The organism is Pantoea sp. App145, assembly GCF_047947045.1.
Lineage (GTDB): Bacteria > Pseudomonadota > Gammaproteobacteria > Enterobacterales > Enterobacteriaceae > Pantoea.
In genome coordinates this window covers 1,281,774-1,298,274 of sequence record NZ_CP133290.1, presented here as the reverse complement: position 1 = coordinate 1,298,274, position 16,501 = coordinate 1,281,774, and the positions used below count along the sequence as shown (strand labels likewise).

The window sequence follows — 16,501 nt, the reverse complement described above, 5'->3', positions numbered from 1 at the left end:
CCATTTACACTCAGGCGAGTGAAAAAAGGAGAGATGCATGAACGATCAAACCATTCGTGATGTTTTGACCCACACCAAACGTATTGCGTTGGTGGGTGCCAGTGATCGTCCCGATCGCCCCAGCTACGGCGTGATGAAGTTTTTGCTCGACCAGGGCTATGACGTGGTGCCGGTCAGTCCAAAACTGGCCGGTCAGCAGTTGCTGGGACAAACAGCCTACGCCACCCTGGCCGATATTCCGGGCAACATTGATATGGTAGATGTGTTTCGCAATGCCGAAGCGGCGTGGGGAGTGGCACAGGAGGCCATTGCGATTGGTGCGAAGACACTCTGGTTGCAACTCGGCGTGATCAATGAACAAGCCGCCGTGCTGGCGCAGGATGCGGGATTGACGGTAATAATGGATCGTTGCCCGAAAATTGAGATACCGCGACTGGGCATTTCGCAACCGGTGCATTAAAACAAACGGCGACCTGAGGTCGCCGTTTTTGATCAATGACGCAGGCGTGGTGCCTGTAGCTGCTGCCGAATTGACGCGGCCAGTTCGTCCATGGAAGGTTGTTCCGGGTGTTCAAATGAGGTTTCACCAGCAAGCTGGATTTCAGCGACATAGGTATGAACCTGCTCGCCTTCTTCATCTTCCATCACCACATGATACCAGGGCGCTGCGCGCAGTTTCTCTGCGGCACCCACTTCTTCCAGCTTAGGTTCGTCCAGCGAATACTCCGCATCGACATCCACAATCACGCCGAGCACCCCGGAGAGACGGTGTCGGACCTGCTGTCCAATTCCAAATTTACTGGCAATCATAGTGACCTCCCAAAATACTGCCCTGCTCAAGATATGGAGGCAGAGGCAGCTTTTTCAAGTCACAGTACGCGGCAGGCGAAACCTTTCAGATAAAGCCCTTCAGGATAGCTGGCGATCACCGGGTGGTCGGCTGCCTGACGGAACTGCTCAATAAATTGTACATCACGACCGGCATCGACGGCGGCATCAGCAATGATTTTCTGGAACAAATCAGTCGCCATCAGCCCTGAGCAGGAGAAAGTCATCAGAATACCGCCGGGGCTCAGCAATTGCATCGCCAGCATATTGATGTCTTTATAACCACGGCAGGCACCGGTCAGTTGATTTTTGTTCTCAACGAATTTCGGTGGGTCCATCACGATGAGGTCGAACTTTTCACCGCTGTCACGGTAACGACGCAGCAGTTTAAATACATCATCGCGCAGGAACTGGGCGCGGGAGACATCCAGGCCATTAAGTTCCACGTTCTGTTTTGCTACATCCAGGGCATCCTGCGAGGTATCAACGCTAATCACTTCGCGGCAACCGCCCATCAGTGCTGATACCGCAAAGCCACCGGTGTAAGAGAAGCAGTTCAGCACGCGCGCATTATCGGCATAACGGCGAGTGGCAAAGCGGCTATCACGTTGATCGAGGTAATAGCCGGTTTTATGGCCGCCCTGAATATTCACCAGCAATTTCATGCCATGTTCGGTAATCGGCAGCAGCGGTGGCGGAAGTTCACCACACACCGGACCTTGTGCCAGCTCCAGCCCCTCTTTTTTACGTACTGCCACGTCGGAACGATCGTAAATCGCGCATTCCGGGAAGCATTGCTGCAGGGCGGAAACAATGGTCGGGCGCTGATATTCAGCCCCGGCAGACAGCAGCTGCAGCACGAGGAAATCACCGAAACGGTCAATGGTCACGCCAGGCATGCCATCAGATTCACCGGCGATCAGACGATAGCTATCCAGACCATCGCGCTGAGCCAGCCAGCTACGCCACTGCTGTGCCTGTGTAAAGCGGCGGACAAAGAAGGCAATGTCGATTGACTCATCCTGTTGCCAGCTCCAGACGCGCGCCCGAATTTGCGATTGCGGTGAATAAGCGGCACGGGCCAGCCATTTGCCATTGCTGTCACAAATATCAATGGTTTCCCCGGACTGGGCTTTACCTTCCATGCGGGCAACGGCACCCGAAAACACCCAGGGATGGCGACGGAGCAGGGATTTTTCACGTCCCTTAGCGAGAATCAATCGAACTGTCATAGTTTGCTATGCTTACCTGAAAAAATGAGGCGTCATTTTCCGGTGGATGGCGGCAAAATGCAATGAACAGTAACGGGAGAGCGCAATGGCCACAACCTGCTTCAAAATCTGGGTGCACGGTCTGGTGCAGGGCGTTGGATTTCGCTACAGCACGCAGGCGCAGGCCAGACAACTGGATGTGAAAGGTTATGCCCGCAACCTGAGTGATGGCAGCGTGGAAGTGCTGGCCTGGGGTGAGGAAGCGCAGGTCATGGCATTAATTGATTGGTTAAAGGCGGGCGGTCCACGCAGTGCACGGGTGGAAAAAGTGCTGGTGGAACCCCATCAACCGGCAGAACCACCCAGCCGTTTCACCACAGGCTGATTACAGACATTTCGCCGGTTTTGGCAATCCGGCAATTTTCGTCGCCTGCTTTGCCGGGCCTTCCGGGAACAAGCGGAACAGATAGCGGCTGTTGCCTTTCTCCTCGCCATATTTTTGCGCCATTGCCTTTACCAGCATACGAATCGCCGGTGAGGTATTAAATTCCAGATAGAAAGCCCGCACAAAGTGCACCACTTCCCAATGCGCTTCGCTCAGGGTGATGTTCTCGGTTGCTGCTATGGCTTGCGCCAGCGGCTCGCTCCAGTCGGCGCTGTTTTTCAGATAGCCTTCCGCATCGGTGGCGATCTCTTTACCGGCAAAAATCACGGTGACTCCTCAGGTTCAGTTTGCGCGTATTGTAGGGCGGGGCGGCCAGAAAAAGCAAAAACCCCGCCGGAGCGGGGTTTTATGACGTACTGACTGACGCTAATCGCGGCTGGCAAAGCCCAGCAGGCTAAGCAGGCTGACAAAGATGTTGTACAGCGATACATACAGGCTCACGGTGGCGCGAATATAGTTGGTTTCGCCGCCGTGAATGATGTTGCTGGTTTCCCACAGGATGGCACCCGCTGAGAACAGGATAAACAGCGCGCTGATTGCCAGGTGCAGGGCTGGCAGCTGCAGGAACAGGTTAGCGACAACCGCCACCAGCAGCACCACAAAGCCCGCCATCATCATGCCGCCGAGGAATGACATATCGCGACGGGTGGTCAGGACGTAGGCCGAGCAGCAGAAGAACACCAGCGCGGTTCCGCCCAACGCCATGCCAATCACATCACCCATACCCGCCGAGAGGAATGAGTTAAGAATTGGCCCCAGGCAGTAACCAAGGAATCCGGTGAAGGCAAAGGCCGCCAGAATACCCGTCGGGCTGTTCGCCAGGCGGTAAGTCAGAAACATCAGGCCATAAAAGCCGACCAGCATCAGAATCAGACCGGGCGCAGGCAGAGCGAAGACGGTACTGAGTGTGGCGGTAACGGCGGAGAATGCCAGGGTCAGGCCAAGTAAGAAATAAGTATTGCGCAGCACTTTATGGGTGCTGATTAGCGACTGTCGTTGCGACGACGTAATAATTCTATCCATCATGCGCTCCTTAAAGTGAAAGAACACCAAATCTGCGGAAAGAATACGCAGCGGTACTGGGACAGAAAAGGCGTTTTACCCTTCTTTACGCGATAAATTGCTGTTTCCCTGAGCGGAATGGCGATTATGGCAGCGAATAAATAGTTTTTGGCTGTTTTTCAGGCGAATGAATCGCAGCAGGCTTTACATCTTCGGGGGGGATGTTTATAGTGCGCGTCATTGCGGAGGGGTGGCCGAGCGGCTTAAGGCAGCGGTCTTGAAAACCGCCGATGGGAAACCATCCGAGAGTTCGAATCTCTCCTCCTCCGCCACTTAACCTGCTCAGGGTTAAGTATTTGTTTTATCAGGAGGGATGGCCGAGCGGCTTAAGGCAGCGGTCTTGAAAACCGCCGATGGGAAACCATCCGAGAGTTCGAATCTCTCTTCCTCCGCCAAATTAAAGAAGCCCGCAGCAATGCGGGCTTTTTGCATTTCTACTTCAGAGATTCTGAAAAACATCCCGTTGCTTTTCAATCTGCTGCCTTAAGCCTACGGCGAGGCTCTGGTCTGCTATAGTCCATTCACGGTTTTTGCAAACATCTGGCGATTTTCCCAGGCAAGCTGGGTTACACTGTGGGGCAATTCGCTCTGTGGCCGAGCTAATCGTTTGAATGCCAGAGTGTTTCACTGATGAATTATGGAATAGGCACAATGATCAAGAAACTGAGTCTTTGCGCGTTGTCAGTCATCGCTGCGTTACCGATGGGTATGGCAGCGCAGGCTGCGGAAGGGGACATGCAGCTGCAGCAGGTACTGATGCTGAGCCGTCACAATCTACGCGCACCGCTCGCGAACAACGGCAGCGTGCTGGAGCAATCAACGAAAAAAAGCTGGCCGCAATGGGATGTGCCCGGTGGGCAGCTCACCACCAAAGGTGGGGTGCTGGAAGTCTACATGGGTAACTATACCCGTCAGTGGCTGGCTCAGCAGGGCCTGGTCGAAAACGGCGTCTGCCCGGATAGCAGCAACGTGTTTGTCTATGCCAACAGCCTGCAACGTACCGTGGCAACGGCTCAGTTCTTCGTGAATGGTGCTTTCCCTGGATGTGACATCGCCGTGACGCATCAGGATGCCATGGGGACCATGGATCCGGTGTTCAATCCGGTGGTGACTGATGGCAGCGACGATTTCAACAAAAAAGCCCTGACGGCAATGACCGCGGCCAACGAAAAGCTGGCGTTAAAACCCGCTTACCAGTACCTGGAAAAAATTGTTGATTACAAATCCGCGCCAGCCTGCAACGGCAAGAAGCAGTGTGATTTAAGCAGTGGCCAGAACACCTTTAGCGCCGACAATGGTAAAGAACCGAACGTTAATGGCCCGCTGAAGGTCGGAAATTCGCTGATCGATGCTTTCACCCTGCAATATTATGAAGGTTTCCCGCTGGATCAGGTGGCCTGGGGGCAGATCAAAACGCCTGAGCAGTGGAAAGAGCTGGCCGCGATTAAAAATGGTTATCAGGACGCGTTGTTTACTTCACCAGATGTGGCACGCGAAGTGGCGGCACCGCTGGTGGATTACATCCGCAGCCAGCTGATCGATCAGGACAAAGCCAACGCGCCGAAAGTGACGTTGATGGTGGGACATGATTCGAATATCGCTTCGCTGCTCAGCGCGTTGCAGGTGAAGCCGTATGAGCTGCCGGGTAACGATGAGAAGACGCCGATTGGTGGCCAGGTGGTGTTTGAACGCTGGCACGATGCGAAAAACAACAAAGATCTGCTGAAGGTGGAATATGTCTACCAGACCAGCGATCAGCTGCGTAACGCTGATGTGCTGAGCCTGAAAAACCCGCCGAAACGCGTCACGCTGCAGCTGGCGGGTTGTGATGCCGATGCCAATGGGTATTGCAGCTGGGATCAATTCGCCAGCGTGCTGAATGCCGCCTTGCAGGGCACGCCGTTGCAGCCTGCTGCTCCGGCACCGGCTGCTGCGCAACCAGAACAAGCTGCCGCGCCAGCGACGACCAGCGATGACGCGCAGGTGCAGGCAGATCAGGCCGCTGCCGATAAAGCCACCGCAGATAAAGCGGCGGCAGATAAAGCTGCTGCGCAGAAAGCGGCAGATGCCAAAGCGGCAGAAGAGAAGGTAAAAGCCGACAAAGCGGCGGAAGCGAAGGCGAAAGCTGAGAAAGCAACAGCCCAGAAAGCGGCGGAAGAGAAAGCGAAAGCGGATGCGGCGGCGGCTGAAAAGGCCAAAGCGGATGCGCCAGCTAAATCAGACAAGAGCGAAGCGCCTGCCCCGGCGGCCAGCAACTAAGCTGCCAGCAGTGAAAAACCCCGCCGAGGCGGGGTTTTTTATTTATCCGGCCACCACCACCAGTTTCTGGTTGGCGAATTCTTTCAGACCGAGATCAGACAGCTCCCGTCCATAGCCTGAGCGTTTCACGCCACCAAAAGGAAGTTCTGCGGCGGTATCGCTTTGTGAATTGATAAACACCATGCCGGTTTCGATTTGCGCCGCCATTTTTCGCCCGCGAGCAATATCCCGCGTCCATACCGAACCACCGAGGCCATAATGTGAGTCATTCGCCAGTGCCACGACAGCGCTGTCGCTAGCCACGACATAGACCTGAGCCACCGGGCCGAAGAATTCCTGATAATAGGCAGGATTATCAGGCGTCAGGCCGGTGAGAATTGTCGGCTGGAAATAATTGCCGACGCCGTCTATGGCGCGGCCGCCTATTTCGACCTTAGCACCCTGTGCGATGGCCTCATCAACCTGTTTGATTAAACGTTCACGCGCATCCTGTGACGACAGCGGACCGAGGGTGGTTTTCTCATCCAGCGGATCGCCAGCGACAGCCGATTGCAGCGCGGCGCTGAATTTTGCCATAAAGGGCCCGGCAATCTTCTCATGTACGATAAAACGCTTCGCAGCGGTACAGACCTGGCCACAGTTGCTGAGGCGCGCCTGTGCCCCCTGGCGCACCGCCTCATCGAGGTCGGCGTCGTCCAGCACCACGAACACATCGTTGCCACCCAGTTCCAGCGTCGATTTCTTCAGGTATTTGCCGGCCTGCTGTGCCACCGCGCTACCCGCCCGTTCGGACCCGGTGAGCGCTACGCCCTGAACACGGTCATCGGCGATCAAATCCGCTACCTGGTCATTCGAAATATACAGGTTGGTCCAGGCTCCCGGCGGTGCGCCAGCTTCATGGACCAGTTTTTCGAAGGCATCGGCGCAGTGCGGGACGATATTGGCGTGTTTTGCCAGCACCGGGTTGCCGAGTGCCAGGTTCGGAGCCAGCACACGCATCAGCTGGTAATAGGGGAAGTTCCAGGGTTCCACCGCCACAATCACGCCAACCGGATGATATTCCAGCCAGGCGTCCCCCACATCGCTGGGATAGGCTTGCGGTTGCAGTAGTGTTGCCGCGTGTTCGGCATAGTAGCGGGCGATTTGGGCACAAATTTTGACTTCACCACGGCTTTGACCTATCAGCTTGCCCATCTCCTGGCTGGCGATGGTCGCCAGTTGTTCAACGCGCGCATCAATCAGATCTGCCAGACGTTTCAGTACCTGCAGTCGCGGTTGGATATCTCCTTTGCACCAGTCGGAGTGGTAAAGACGATCGGCAGTCTCCAGCGCCTGCTGCACATAAGCATCATCATGTGATGTCCAGCTCTTCAGCAATTGGTTATTGGCGGGATTGATACTTTGGTAGGAAGACATACAACGCTCCTTGGTCAATTAAGACGACAAAGGCGGGACTGGCCCGCCTGAGATTCAGATGTTTTTACGCTCAACCGTCTTATCATCCCATGTCAGGACGTCCTGATCGGTCTTATCAAAGGCGCGAAACAGCACTTCATCGCTACCCTGTTGACGCCAGATTTCTTCTGCCAGGCGTTCGTCATAGTTGGCGACCTCAAATATCGCTTCTGCGATTTCGGTCGAGGTGTGGCGTAGTTTGGCCCATTCGCCCACGTGGTGAGCTTTAGACTGTTCTGTTGCCATAAAGGTCTCCTGTTGAGGATTTATCCTTTCAGTTTTACCGCCAGACCGGCGACATGTTCGCCCTGAAAACGGGCGATATCGAGTTCTTCTGCAGAAGGCTGGCGCGATCCATCGCCCCCTGCAATGGTGGTGGCCCCATAAGGGGTGCCGCCGCGCACATGAGAGATATCGAAAAGTTCTTTGGTGCCATAACCGATGGGGACAATCACCATGCCGTGGTGGGCGAGGGTGGTCCAGACTGAGGTGATGGTTTGCTCCTGGCCGCCGCCGGTGCCGGTGGAGGCAAACACGCTGGCAATTTTGCCGTACAGCGCGCCTGAGGCCCACAGTCCGCCAGTGCGGTCGAGGAAGTTACGCATCTGCCCCGCCATATTACCGAAACGTGTGGGGGTGCCGAGGATGATGGCATCGTATTGCGGGAGATCTTCGGGGGTTGCCTCAGCGGCTGGCTGATTGACCTTGCCGCCGACCTGCGCGAAGCGTTCGGCGTCCATGGTTTCTGGCACGCGTAATATCGTCACTTCTGCACCGTTCACACGACGCGCGCCTTCAGCAATAGCCTGCGCCATGGTTTCAATATGTCCATACATGGAATAATAAAGCACCAGAATTTTCGCCATCTTTTTTCTTCCTGCGGGGTTTGAACACGTAATCTGAAGTATAGAAGAGCCTGCGTGACCTGCCGCTGAACAGCACAGCCGCTTACCTGCGGCTTCGCTTAATACTCCGCTAAGCGCTTGTCATGCGGAGAAAAATTCCGGTTTAGTGGAAAAATAAAGAATAATATGTGTTTCAAAGTATAAATATCAGCCATAAACGCAACGCTATTAGCTATTCTTTAATCGGGTGGCCCGGAAAACGTGTCACCTGAGCTTTTCACCCCTTGCATGTGAAAAGTCCTGACCACAGATGTGAAAACTCTCTCGGAGGAAATGATGGCCCAACATCGTGGAGGATCGGGTAATTTCGCGGAAGATCGCGAAAGAGCCGCGGAAGCAGGCCGTAAAGGCGGTAAGAATAGCGGCGGGAATTTCAGAAACGACCCGCAGCGCGCTTCCGAAGCAGGTGAAAAAGGGGGACGCAGTCGCGGTAAGAAATAATCCGGCTGTGCAGTAATTCCCTCCGCCGCCGGGAGCGCCCGGCGGTGACAATGCCTTCTGACTCTGCGAAAATGACGCCCGAATTCACATCGTGGTGCTTTATGTCTTCAGCTTCTTCTCGTCTTTCTCTGCGCCTGACGCGTCAGGAACTTGTGTTGATCTTCATTACCATGGTCTGGGGCGGCACCTTTCTGGTGGTGCATCGGGCAATGGCTCACTCTGGCCCCTTCTTCTTCGTCGGTCTGCGTTTTGCTACAGCGGCGATACTGCTGGCTTTTTTCTTCCGCCGTTACCTGAAGCAAATCACCTGGCTGGAGTGCAAGGCGGGGGCGTTGATCGGTGTGGCTATCGCCGGAGGCTATGGCCTGCAAACCTGGGGTATGCAATCCATTTCCAGCAGCCAGTCAGCCTTTCTGACTGCGCTTTACGTGCCAGTGGTACCGCTGTTGCAGTGGCTGTTTTTACGTCGTCCACCCGGATTGATGGCGTGGCTGGGGATTCTGCTGGCGTTTATTGGCTTGTTGCTGGTGGCGGGTCCGCAGGATGGCCGTTTCGCCCTAAACGCCGGTGAAATTGCCACCCTGCTGAGCACCCTGGCGATTGCCGCTGAAATCATTCTGATCAGCCGGTTTGCTGGTCAGGTTGATGTGCGTCGTGTGACGCTGATCCAGCTGGCAGTTGCATCGGCCTGTGCTTTCGTGTTGATGATCCCCAATGGAGAAACGTTACCGACATTCAGCACGCCGCTGGTGCTGAGCGCGCTGGGCCTCGGTGCCGCCAGCGCGCTGATTCAGGTCACCATGAACTGGGCGCAGCGCAGTGTCTCACCGACGCGTGCGACGGTGATCTATGCCGGTGAACCGGTATGGGCAGGGGTCGTGGGACGGCTGGCAGGTGAGCGTTTACCGGCGGCGGCGCTGCTGGGCGGTGCGTTAATTGTCTGCGGGGTGATCGTCAGTGAATTACGTATCAGGCGCAAAAAAGCGGTGCCAGAGCTGGCACCGCAGGAGATGCAGGAGCCTTAACTGTTTTGGCGTGCCGCCTGGTTTTCACCCAGGGTGGCACCGCGACGGCGCAGAATAGCGTTAAGAATGATGGCACCAAAAGTGGCGGTGCCGATGCCACCCAGGGTGAAGTTACCTATTTTTAGCGCGAAATCCCCGGCACCCAGAACCAGCGTGGTGGCCACCATAATCAGATTGCTGTTCTGGCTGAAATCGACGTTATTTTGTACCCAGATACGCGCACCTGCCACGGCAATCAGGCCAAACACCACGATCGATGCTCCACCAATCACCGGACCAGGAATGGTATGGATCAGCGCGCCAAATTTGGGTGAGAAGCCCAGCACCAAAGCAATCAACGCCGCCGCGACAAAGGCCAGCGTGGAATAGACTTTTGTTACCGCCATCACGCCAATGTTTTCCGCGTAGGTGGTCACACCGCTGCCGCCGATCGATCCCGATAGCATGGTCGCCAGGCCGTCACCAACAAAAGCTCGCCCCATCCAGGGATCAAGATTACGCCCGGTCATCCCCGCCACGGCTTTGATATGCCCAAGGTTCTCCGCCACCAGAATGATGGCCACCGGTGCGATCATCACGATCGCCTGCATATCAAACACCGGCGTGGTGGTATGCGGCAGGCCAAACCAGGCGGCGTTGGCAACGCCAGTGAAATCGACCGGCTTGCCAAACCCCAGGACATTGGTCAGCAGGGCGTAAATGGCCCAGGCGACAATCAGCCCGACCAGGATCAACAAACGCTGCACCATGCCTCGGGTAAACACCGCCACCAGACCAATACACAGCACTGTCATCACCGCCATCCAGCTGTCGAACATTGACGATGACACACTATGTACCGCAATCGGTGCGAGATTCAGCCCAATTGCCATGACAACCGCACCAGTGACTACCGGTGGCATCAGGCGTTCGATCCAGCCAGTACCCACTTTCATCACCACAAAACCAATCAGCGTGTACAGAGCACCACAGGCGATCACCCCACCCAGCGCCAGCGCCAGGTTGGGGTTGAGTCCCTGACCATTGAAGCCGGTGACGGCGATAATCACACCGACAAAGGCCGCACTGGAACCGAGATAACTGGGCACGTGCCCCCCGGTGACGACAAAGAACAGCAAGGTACCCATCCCGGAAACCAGAATTGCCAGATTTGGGTCCAGCCCCATCAGCAACGGCATCAGCACCGTTGCACCAAACATTGCCACAGCATGCTGCAGGCCCAGAATCACGGTCTGCCCGAGCGGCAGCGTTTCATCCGGTGCAATCAGTCCATTTTCAGTCAAGGCTGACTTTTTCTGCCAGCGGGGAAACCAGGAACTCGCCATCGTCTTCTCCAGAGTGTCTGTGGAACCGGACCGCACAAGGCGGCGTTAGCGGGCTTCCTGCCGTGAAAAGTGATGATATCCGCGGTCAAACCAGGCGAGGCCGTGCGGCTCTTCATTCCGCACCAGCGCCAGCACCTCGCAAAATAAAGTGTCGTGAGTCCCGACGCTGACCACCTGGGTGATTTTGCAATCAAACGACACCAGTGCGCCGTCCAGCAGCGGTGAGCCACTGGTGAGCGTATGCCAGCGGGCGGCGAGAAAGCGCTCGGCCATGGGCGTTTTGCCACCAAACAACGTGGAGAGATCTTCATGCCCGGCGGCCAAAGTGTTCACGCATAAGTAACCGTTGTCGCGAAATACCGGCCATACCGAGGCTGAACGGTTCAGGCACACCAGCAGCGTCGGCGGTGAATCGGTCACGCTGCATACCGCCGAGGCGGTAAAACCGGCACGGCCTGCCGGACCGTCGGTGGTGATGATGTTGACGGCAGCACCCAGACGCGACATCGCATCGCGAAACGTCTGGCGTTCAACGGGCGGTGAGATTTCATGCACACTCATCTTTGGCCTCCTGACAGCGGCTGTCCTCCAGCCATTGCAGCAACAGCGCGTTGAAGTTCTCCGCATCGGTTACGCTCATCGCATGCCCGCCCCAGGTCATTTCGATCAGGCTAGCGTTGGGTAGCGCGGCCGCCAGTTGCGGGGAGCAACTCCACGGCACCAGCAGGTCATCCTGGCTGTAGATCGCCAGTACCGGTTGGGTGATACGTGTCGCATAGGGGCGGAAATCGGCACTTTTCAGCGCGTATAAGCGGCGTAACAGGTTTTCCATACCCTGGAAATGCTTCACGTGGTGGGCGTCTTCCGCTTCAATCCGCGACTGATGGCGTGCCAGCCATTCAGCCGGATAAAGAAACAGTGGCTGGGCGCGGACAAAAGCCTCAACACCCACATTGAGCAGCAGATCCTGGCGGACCTGGAAACAACGTCCTGTGTGGGCATCGAGTGACAGCCAGCCATTAATCACCACCACGCGTCCAACACGCTGTGGATAATCGAGCGCCAGTTGCAGGCCAATCAGCCCGCCAAGTGCATGGCCGATCAGGTCAAAGCGCTCGATTCCCTGCTGCTCCAGCGCATCCGCCAGCTCGGCGGCCATCATCGCCATGCTGTAACCTTCAGGCAGCGTATCCGGGCTGCGCCCGGTGCCGCGCTGGTCGTAGGTCACCACGCGATAATGCTGCCCCAGCGCCGCCAGTTGCGGCTGCCAGAAACCGGCAACTCCCCCCAGGCCGGAGGAGAGCACCAGCGTCGGTGCATCCTTCGTCTGTAAACCCTGAATCTCAAGATGCATTACGCCTCCTGTTTGCCGATGTGTGCCACTGTGGCAATCTCGACCAGTGCATCCGGCTTCACCAGTCCGCATTGAATGCAGTAGCGAGCAGGTTTATCTCCAGGGAAGTATTCGGCATACACCTGATTAATGGCGGCGTAGTTACTCCAGTCAGTGAGGAAGATGGAGTTGAAGGTGACGTCATCCATGGTGCCGCCCGCCGTTTCAATCACTTTTTTAATGGTTTCCAGTACGTGGCGGGCTTGTGCTGCGGCATCGCCTACGTGCACCACATTATTTTGCGCATCGAATGGCAGGGTACCGGACACGTAGACCACGCCATCGGCGAGGGTACCGGGCACAAAAGGGGCGATAGGTGTGGTGGTGCCGGGCGGAATAATGACACTTTTAGGCATGGCTTGAGCTTCCTTTTCGTTGTTTTTGCAGGTGATAACGATCGTGATTTCAGGATGTTAGCGTTTCACAGAAGGTGTCGGTGTCGCTGACCCAACCGAAAAACGTTTCGATATTGAAGATTGCTGCTTGTTGCGCAAATGACGGTCCGGCCTGGTAGGTCGCGTCTTCCAGCACCACGCCGAAATATTCCAGAAAGAATCCGTCGCGTAGCGTCGATTCCACGCAGACATTGGTGGCAATGCCAGTGAATATCAGGTGGCGAATACCACGACTGCGCAACATGCTGTCGAGCGGCGTGTTGAAGAAGCCGCTGTAACGGGGTTTGGGCAGGACGATGTCGCCCGGCTGAGGCACCAGTTCATCCACCAGCGCATAATCCCAGCCGCCTTTCGCCAGCAGCGTGCCCTGCAGTTCGGGGCGCTTACGCATGGTTTTCAGGGCATTGGATTTATGAAAATTGGGCGATCCGGCATCACCGGCTTCGATGTATTTATCGTCCCAGCCATTCTGGAACCAGATGATTTGGATACCGGCGGCGCGGGCGGCCGTCACGGCCTGGTGAATTTTGGCGATGACCGGTTTGGTGGCCGAGACGTCAAAACCGGCCAAATCGAGATAGCCGCCCTCGGTGGCATAGGCATTTTGCATATCCACCACAATCAAGGCGCTTTGCGCGGGCGGGAAGGCAATGGCTTCCGGGCGTGCGGGCAGGGTGACCTGCGCTAAGGTCGATGTATGGGCGCAAACAACGGCAGTCATCAGGCAACCTCCTTCTGCGATTCAATCAAAGCATGACGGCACTGCATCAGCGGCTGAATATGCTGACCAAAGTCCTCGATCCCCTGCAGGAAATCGTCAAAAGTCAGCAACACGCCCTGCGTACCTTCTACCCCTGCAACGTCATCCAACATTCGTGCCACATTGGCCCAGGAACCCACCAGCGTACCCATATTGATGTTCACGGCGGAGGTGGGATCGGCCATCTGGCGTACGTTGGTGTCGCTACCGGATTTGGTGTCCTGCTGACTTTGGGTCGTCAGCCAGGCGAGCGCCTCTTCATCGGCACCCGCTTTGTAGTGCTCCCATTTGGCGCGTGCGGCTTCATCACTTTCGGCGGCGATGATCATAAACAGCACATAAGAACCGACATCCCGGCCCACTTTGTCGGCGGCCTGTTTCATGCGTGCGGCGGTGGGGGCGAAGGCGGTTGGCGTGTTCACGCCTTTGCCAAAGCAGAAGTTGTAATCGGCGTGTTGTGCCGAAAACGCCATACCGGCATCACTTTGCCCGGCGCAGATCACCTTCATCGGCCTTTGCGGCTGTGGGCTGAGGCGGCAATCGTTCATGGTGAAGAATTCACCTTTGAAATCGCTCTGGCCGTTGCCCCACAAATCGCGCAGCACGGTGACGTATTCGGTCAGGTATTGATAGCGGCTGGCGAAGTAGTCATCACCGGGCCACAGTCCCATCTGTTCATATTCCGGCTTTTGCCAGCCGGTCACCAGGTTGACGCCAAAGCGTCCATTGGAGATAGAATCGATGGTGGAAGCCATGCGCGCTACAATCGCGGGTGGCAGCGTCAGCGTGGCGGCGGTCGCGTAAATTTCGATACGCGAGGTGACCGCTGCCAGCCCGGCCATCAGGGTGAATGATTCGAGGTTATGGTCCCAGAATTCGGTTTTCCCGCCGAAGCCACGCAGTTTGATCATCGAAAGTGCGAAGTCGAAGTGGTAATGCTCGGCTTTTTGCACAATCGCTTTGTTCAATTCAAACGTCGGCTTGTACTGTGGGGCATGGGTGGAAATTAACCAGCCATTGTTACCAATCGGGATAAAGACGCCAATTTTCATGTGAAATCTCTCAGCAAATAACGGGTTTGTTTCACGCGCTGCGCTGCGTCCTGCTCGCTCCCTGCCGGCGGCGCTCCGTCACAATTTTGCAAAGCCTGTGCCACATTTTTAAATGTCTTATACAACATGATGTTAAAAAATCGGGATAAGAAAAAGCGGAGTAAATGGTCCGTTTTGGACCAGATGGTCAAAATAAGCTGCACATTTTTCATGCGTCAGTGGTCAAAAAAGGTGCAGGGGCGGTATTAGGCAGGAGCAGGGGGCTTTGTTATGATGCGCGTACGCACAATGGATGAGGTAACAGTGTGAAAAGTGATGAAAAAAAGCCAACGCGTCGCTCTCGTGCGGTAGCGGCAAAACGGGCAGCGATTCTGGAAGCGGCGCTGACCTTCTTTTCGCAATTTGGTATTCACGGCACCAGCCTCGATAAAGTGGCGGAGCGCGCCGATGTGTCAAAAACCAATCTGCTTTATTACTACCCCTCGAAAGAGGCACTGTACATTGCAGTGCTGAAAGAGATTCTGGATGTCTGGCTGGCACCGCTACGCGCACTGCGTCACGATCAGGAGCCGCTGACGGCCATCCGTCGCTATATTCGCCTGAAACTGGAAGTTTCACGTGATCATCCCCAGGCATCGCGTCTGTTCTGCCTTGAGATGCTGCAAGGAGCGCCTTTGCTGAAGGGAGAACTGGCGGGAGACCTTAAAACGCTGGTGGATGAAAAGGCGGCGATCATCGAACAGTGGATCGATGAAGGGCGGCTGGCGGGCGTACGGCCTCAGCATCTGTTTTTCCTGCTGTGGGCCACCACCCAGCATTACGCCGATTTCGCCTCGCAGGTTGAGGCCATTACCGGACAGACGCTGAGCGATCCCGCGTTCTTTGAACAGACGGTAGATAACGTGCAGCGCATGATTATTGAAGGGATTCGCGTACGCTAATCCCTCGCTGGCACAGGAGTTTGCATGGATTCGCTTTCACAACTGGCATTAGGTGCATCGGTAAGCGTGGCGGTGATGGGCCGGCGCGTGCCGGTGTGGCAGTCAGCGCTGGTCGGTGCGGTGATCGGTACCTTACCCGATCTGGATGTATTTATTGATCACGGCGACGCTATTCGCAATATGACGCTGCATCGCAGCGAAAGCCATGCGTTGCTGTGGCTTACCCTGGTCTCTCCGTTGCTGAGCTGGCTGGTGGCGGGTTTACTCCGTCAGCGCCAGCATTGGGTTGCCTGGTGGCTGGCTATCTGGCTGGCGCTGATCACCCATCCGTTACTCGATTTGATGACGGTCTATGGGACGCAGCTCGGTCTGCCGTTGACGGATTGCCCCTATGCTGTCGGAAGTATGTACATCATCGACCCGTTGTATACGTTGCCGTTGTTGGTTGCGCTGGGTGTGGCACTGGGGCGGCGCGACAGGATCGGCTTGCGCTGGAATCAGGTCGGGCTGGTGGTAAGCACCCTGTATCTTGGCTGGAGTATGGTGGCGCAAAGTATGGCAACGCAGCATATTGGCCAGCAGCTGGCTCAACAGAGGGTGAAACCTGAGCGACTGCTGGTGACGCCCACCGCGTTTAACACCCTGGTATGGCGTACGGTGATCATGACACCGGAACGTTATGGTGAAGCCTGGTGGTCTCTGCTGTCACCGAATCGTCCGCTGGAGATTCACTGGTATGATCGCCAGCCAGCTTTGTTTACACCTTTCAAAGGTCAATGGCTGGCCGAACGCGTCGCCTGGTTCAGCCATGGTTTTTATGCCATGCGCCAGCAGGGAAGAGATACACTGATTACCGATCTGCGTATGGGCGAGGAGCCGAATTACACCTTTACCTTTAATCTCGGCGCGCCAGATGCACCGGATGTCGCCCCCACACGGGAACCGTCGTTACGGCCTACGCTGGCAGAAGCGTGGAGAAAATTGCGCGAAAGGATATAAAAAAT

Annotated in this window: 20 protein-coding genes and 2 tRNA genes; 9 read left to right on the top strand and 13 right to left on the bottom strand. The window is 56.0% G+C overall.

Going from position 1 to position 16,501, the window contains the following annotated elements; genetic code table 11:
• Nucleotides 1-37 precede the first annotated feature (37 nt).
• Nucleotides 38-460: a CoA-binding protein gene (locus RCF31_RS05940; protein ID WP_313687000.1), complete on the top strand. Its 423-nt coding sequence runs from the start codon at nucleotides 38-40 to the stop codon at nucleotides 458-460.
• A 32-nt stretch (nucleotides 461-492) separates the two neighbouring features.
• On the opposite strand, the gene hspQ is transcribed toward RCF31_RS05940, so the two are convergent.
• Nucleotides 493-810 carry a heat shock protein HspQ gene (gene hspQ / locus RCF31_RS05935; protein ID WP_084873748.1) on the bottom strand — a complete coding sequence of 106 codons (318 nt, stop codon included), beginning with the start codon at nucleotides 808-810 and terminating at the stop codon, nucleotides 493-495.
• A gap of 59 nt (nucleotides 811-869) precedes the next feature.
• Complete coding sequence (rlmI, locus tag RCF31_RS05930) at nucleotides 870-2,060, bottom strand: 23S rRNA (cytosine(1962)-C(5))-methyltransferase RlmI (protein WP_416412807.1); 1,191 nt, start codon at nucleotides 2,058-2,060, stop codon at nucleotides 870-872.
• An 85-nt stretch (nucleotides 2,061-2,145) separates the two neighbouring features.
• Between rlmI and yccX the strand changes: the two genes are divergently transcribed.
• A complete protein-coding gene (gene yccX / locus RCF31_RS05925; RefSeq protein WP_299445993.1) occupies nucleotides 2,146-2,424 on the top strand; it encodes an acylphosphatase in 279 nt (92 codons plus the stop codon).
• Here yccX and tusE read toward each other — a convergent pair whose 3' ends face one another.
• Both tusE and yccA read right to left on the bottom strand, forming a co-directional pair.
• Complete coding sequence (tusE, locus tag RCF31_RS05920; RefSeq protein WP_310616897.1) at nucleotides 2,425-2,751, bottom strand: sulfurtransferase TusE; 327 nt, start codon at nucleotides 2,749-2,751, stop codon at nucleotides 2,425-2,427. It abuts the gene before it with no gap.
• A 99-nt stretch (nucleotides 2,752-2,850) separates the two neighbouring features.
• Nucleotides 2,851-3,507 carry an FtsH protease modulator YccA gene (gene yccA / locus RCF31_RS05915; RefSeq protein ID WP_084873752.1) on the bottom strand — a complete coding sequence of 219 codons (657 nt, stop codon included), beginning with the start codon at nucleotides 3,505-3,507 and terminating at the stop codon, nucleotides 2,851-2,853.
• A 223-nt stretch (nucleotides 3,508-3,730) separates the two neighbouring features.
• Between yccA and RCF31_RS05910 the strand changes: the two genes are divergently transcribed.
• From RCF31_RS05910 to agp, 3 genes are all read left to right on the top strand, one after another.
• Nucleotides 3,731-3,818, top strand: a tRNA-Ser gene (locus tag RCF31_RS05910).
• A gap of 35 nt (nucleotides 3,819-3,853) precedes the next feature.
• Nucleotides 3,854-3,941, top strand: a tRNA-Ser gene (locus tag RCF31_RS05905).
• Between the two features lie 256 nt (nucleotides 3,942-4,197).
• Complete coding sequence (agp, locus tag RCF31_RS05900) at nucleotides 4,198-5,805, top strand: bifunctional glucose-1-phosphatase/inositol phosphatase (RefSeq protein ID WP_416412806.1); 1,608 nt, start codon at nucleotides 4,198-4,200, stop codon at nucleotides 5,803-5,805.
• A gap of 42 nt (nucleotides 5,806-5,847) precedes the next feature.
• On the opposite strand, the gene RCF31_RS05895 is transcribed toward agp, so the two are convergent.
• The 3 genes from RCF31_RS05895 to wrbA are packed head-to-tail and all read right to left on the bottom strand — an operon-like array spanning nucleotide 5,848 to nucleotide 8,126.
• Nucleotides 5,848-7,221, bottom strand: a complete 1,374-nt coding sequence (locus RCF31_RS05895) for an NAD-dependent succinate-semialdehyde dehydrogenase (protein WP_416412805.1) — start codon at nucleotides 7,219-7,221, stop codon at nucleotides 5,848-5,850.
• A gap of 54 nt (nucleotides 7,222-7,275) precedes the next feature.
• Nucleotides 7,276-7,506: a YccJ family protein gene (locus RCF31_RS05890; RefSeq protein ID WP_208714562.1), complete on the bottom strand. Its 231-nt coding sequence runs from the start codon at nucleotides 7,504-7,506 to the stop codon at nucleotides 7,276-7,278.
• A 20-nt stretch (nucleotides 7,507-7,526) separates the two neighbouring features.
• A complete protein-coding gene (gene wrbA, locus RCF31_RS05885) occupies nucleotides 7,527-8,126 on the bottom strand; it encodes an NAD(P)H:quinone oxidoreductase (RefSeq protein WP_416412804.1) in 600 nt (199 codons plus the stop codon).
• Nucleotides 8,127-8,441: 315 nt separating this feature from the next.
• Here wrbA and RCF31_RS05880 point away from each other — a divergent pair, with 315 nt between their 5' ends.
• A complete protein-coding gene (locus RCF31_RS05880) occupies nucleotides 8,442-8,606 on the top strand; it encodes a general stress protein (protein WP_084873757.1) in 165 nt (54 codons plus the stop codon).
• A gap of 101 nt (nucleotides 8,607-8,707) precedes the next feature.
• Nucleotides 8,708-9,631, top strand: coding sequence for a DMT family transporter (locus RCF31_RS05875; protein WP_416412802.1), 924 nt, complete (start codon nucleotides 8,708-8,710; stop codon nucleotides 9,629-9,631).
• On the opposite strand, the gene rutG is transcribed toward RCF31_RS05875, so the two are convergent.
• From rutG to rutA, 6 genes are read right to left on the bottom strand one after another with little or no spacing between them, the layout of a single operon-like run.
• The gene (rutG, locus tag RCF31_RS05870) at nucleotides 9,628-10,956 is read right to left on the bottom strand and encodes a pyrimidine utilization transport protein G (protein ID WP_416412801.1); all 1,329 of its coding nucleotides are present in this window, start codon (nucleotides 10,954-10,956) and stop codon (nucleotides 9,628-9,630) included. The two genes, RCF31_RS05875 and rutG, sit on opposite strands and share 4 nt — an antisense overlap.
• A 45-nt stretch (nucleotides 10,957-11,001) precedes the next feature.
• Nucleotides 11,002-11,517 (bottom strand): NADH-dependent FMN reductase RutF, encoded by a 516-nt coding sequence (rutF, locus tag RCF31_RS05865; protein ID WP_299445970.1) that lies wholly within the window; start codon nucleotides 11,515-11,517, stop codon nucleotides 11,002-11,004.
• Nucleotides 11,504-12,310, bottom strand: a complete 807-nt coding sequence (gene rutD / locus RCF31_RS05860; protein WP_416412800.1) for a pyrimidine utilization protein D — start codon at nucleotides 12,308-12,310, stop codon at nucleotides 11,504-11,506. The genes rutF and rutD overlap by 14 nt, the downstream gene beginning before the upstream one ends.
• Nucleotides 12,310-12,705 carry a pyrimidine utilization protein C gene (rutC, locus tag RCF31_RS05855; RefSeq protein WP_013508575.1) on the bottom strand — a complete coding sequence of 132 codons (396 nt, stop codon included), beginning with the start codon at nucleotides 12,703-12,705 and terminating at the stop codon, nucleotides 12,310-12,312. The genes rutD and rutC overlap by 1 nt, the downstream gene beginning before the upstream one ends.
• Nucleotides 12,706-12,754: 49 nt before the next feature.
• Nucleotides 12,755-13,465: a pyrimidine utilization protein B gene (rutB, locus tag RCF31_RS05850; RefSeq protein WP_416412799.1), complete on the bottom strand. Its 711-nt coding sequence runs from the start codon at nucleotides 13,463-13,465 to the stop codon at nucleotides 12,755-12,757.
• Nucleotides 13,465-14,556 carry a pyrimidine utilization protein A gene (gene rutA, locus RCF31_RS05845; protein ID WP_299445956.1) on the bottom strand — a complete coding sequence of 364 codons (1,092 nt, stop codon included), beginning with the start codon at nucleotides 14,554-14,556 and terminating at the stop codon, nucleotides 13,465-13,467. Before rutA ends, rutB begins: the two co-directional genes overlap by 1 nt.
• Nucleotides 14,557-14,861: 305 nt before the next feature.
• On the opposite strand from rutA, the gene rutR reads away from it, so the two are divergent.
• On the top strand, nucleotides 14,862-15,497 hold the full coding sequence (gene rutR, locus RCF31_RS05840; protein WP_299445954.1) for an HTH-type transcriptional regulator RutR: 636 nt from the start codon (nucleotides 14,862-14,864) through the stop codon (nucleotides 15,495-15,497).
• 24 nt (nucleotides 15,498-15,521) lie between these two features.
• Entirely contained in the window at nucleotides 15,522-16,496 is a 975-nt protein-coding gene (locus RCF31_RS05835) for a metal-dependent hydrolase (RefSeq protein WP_416412798.1), read from the top strand.
• Nucleotides 16,497-16,501: the final 5 nt, after the last annotated feature.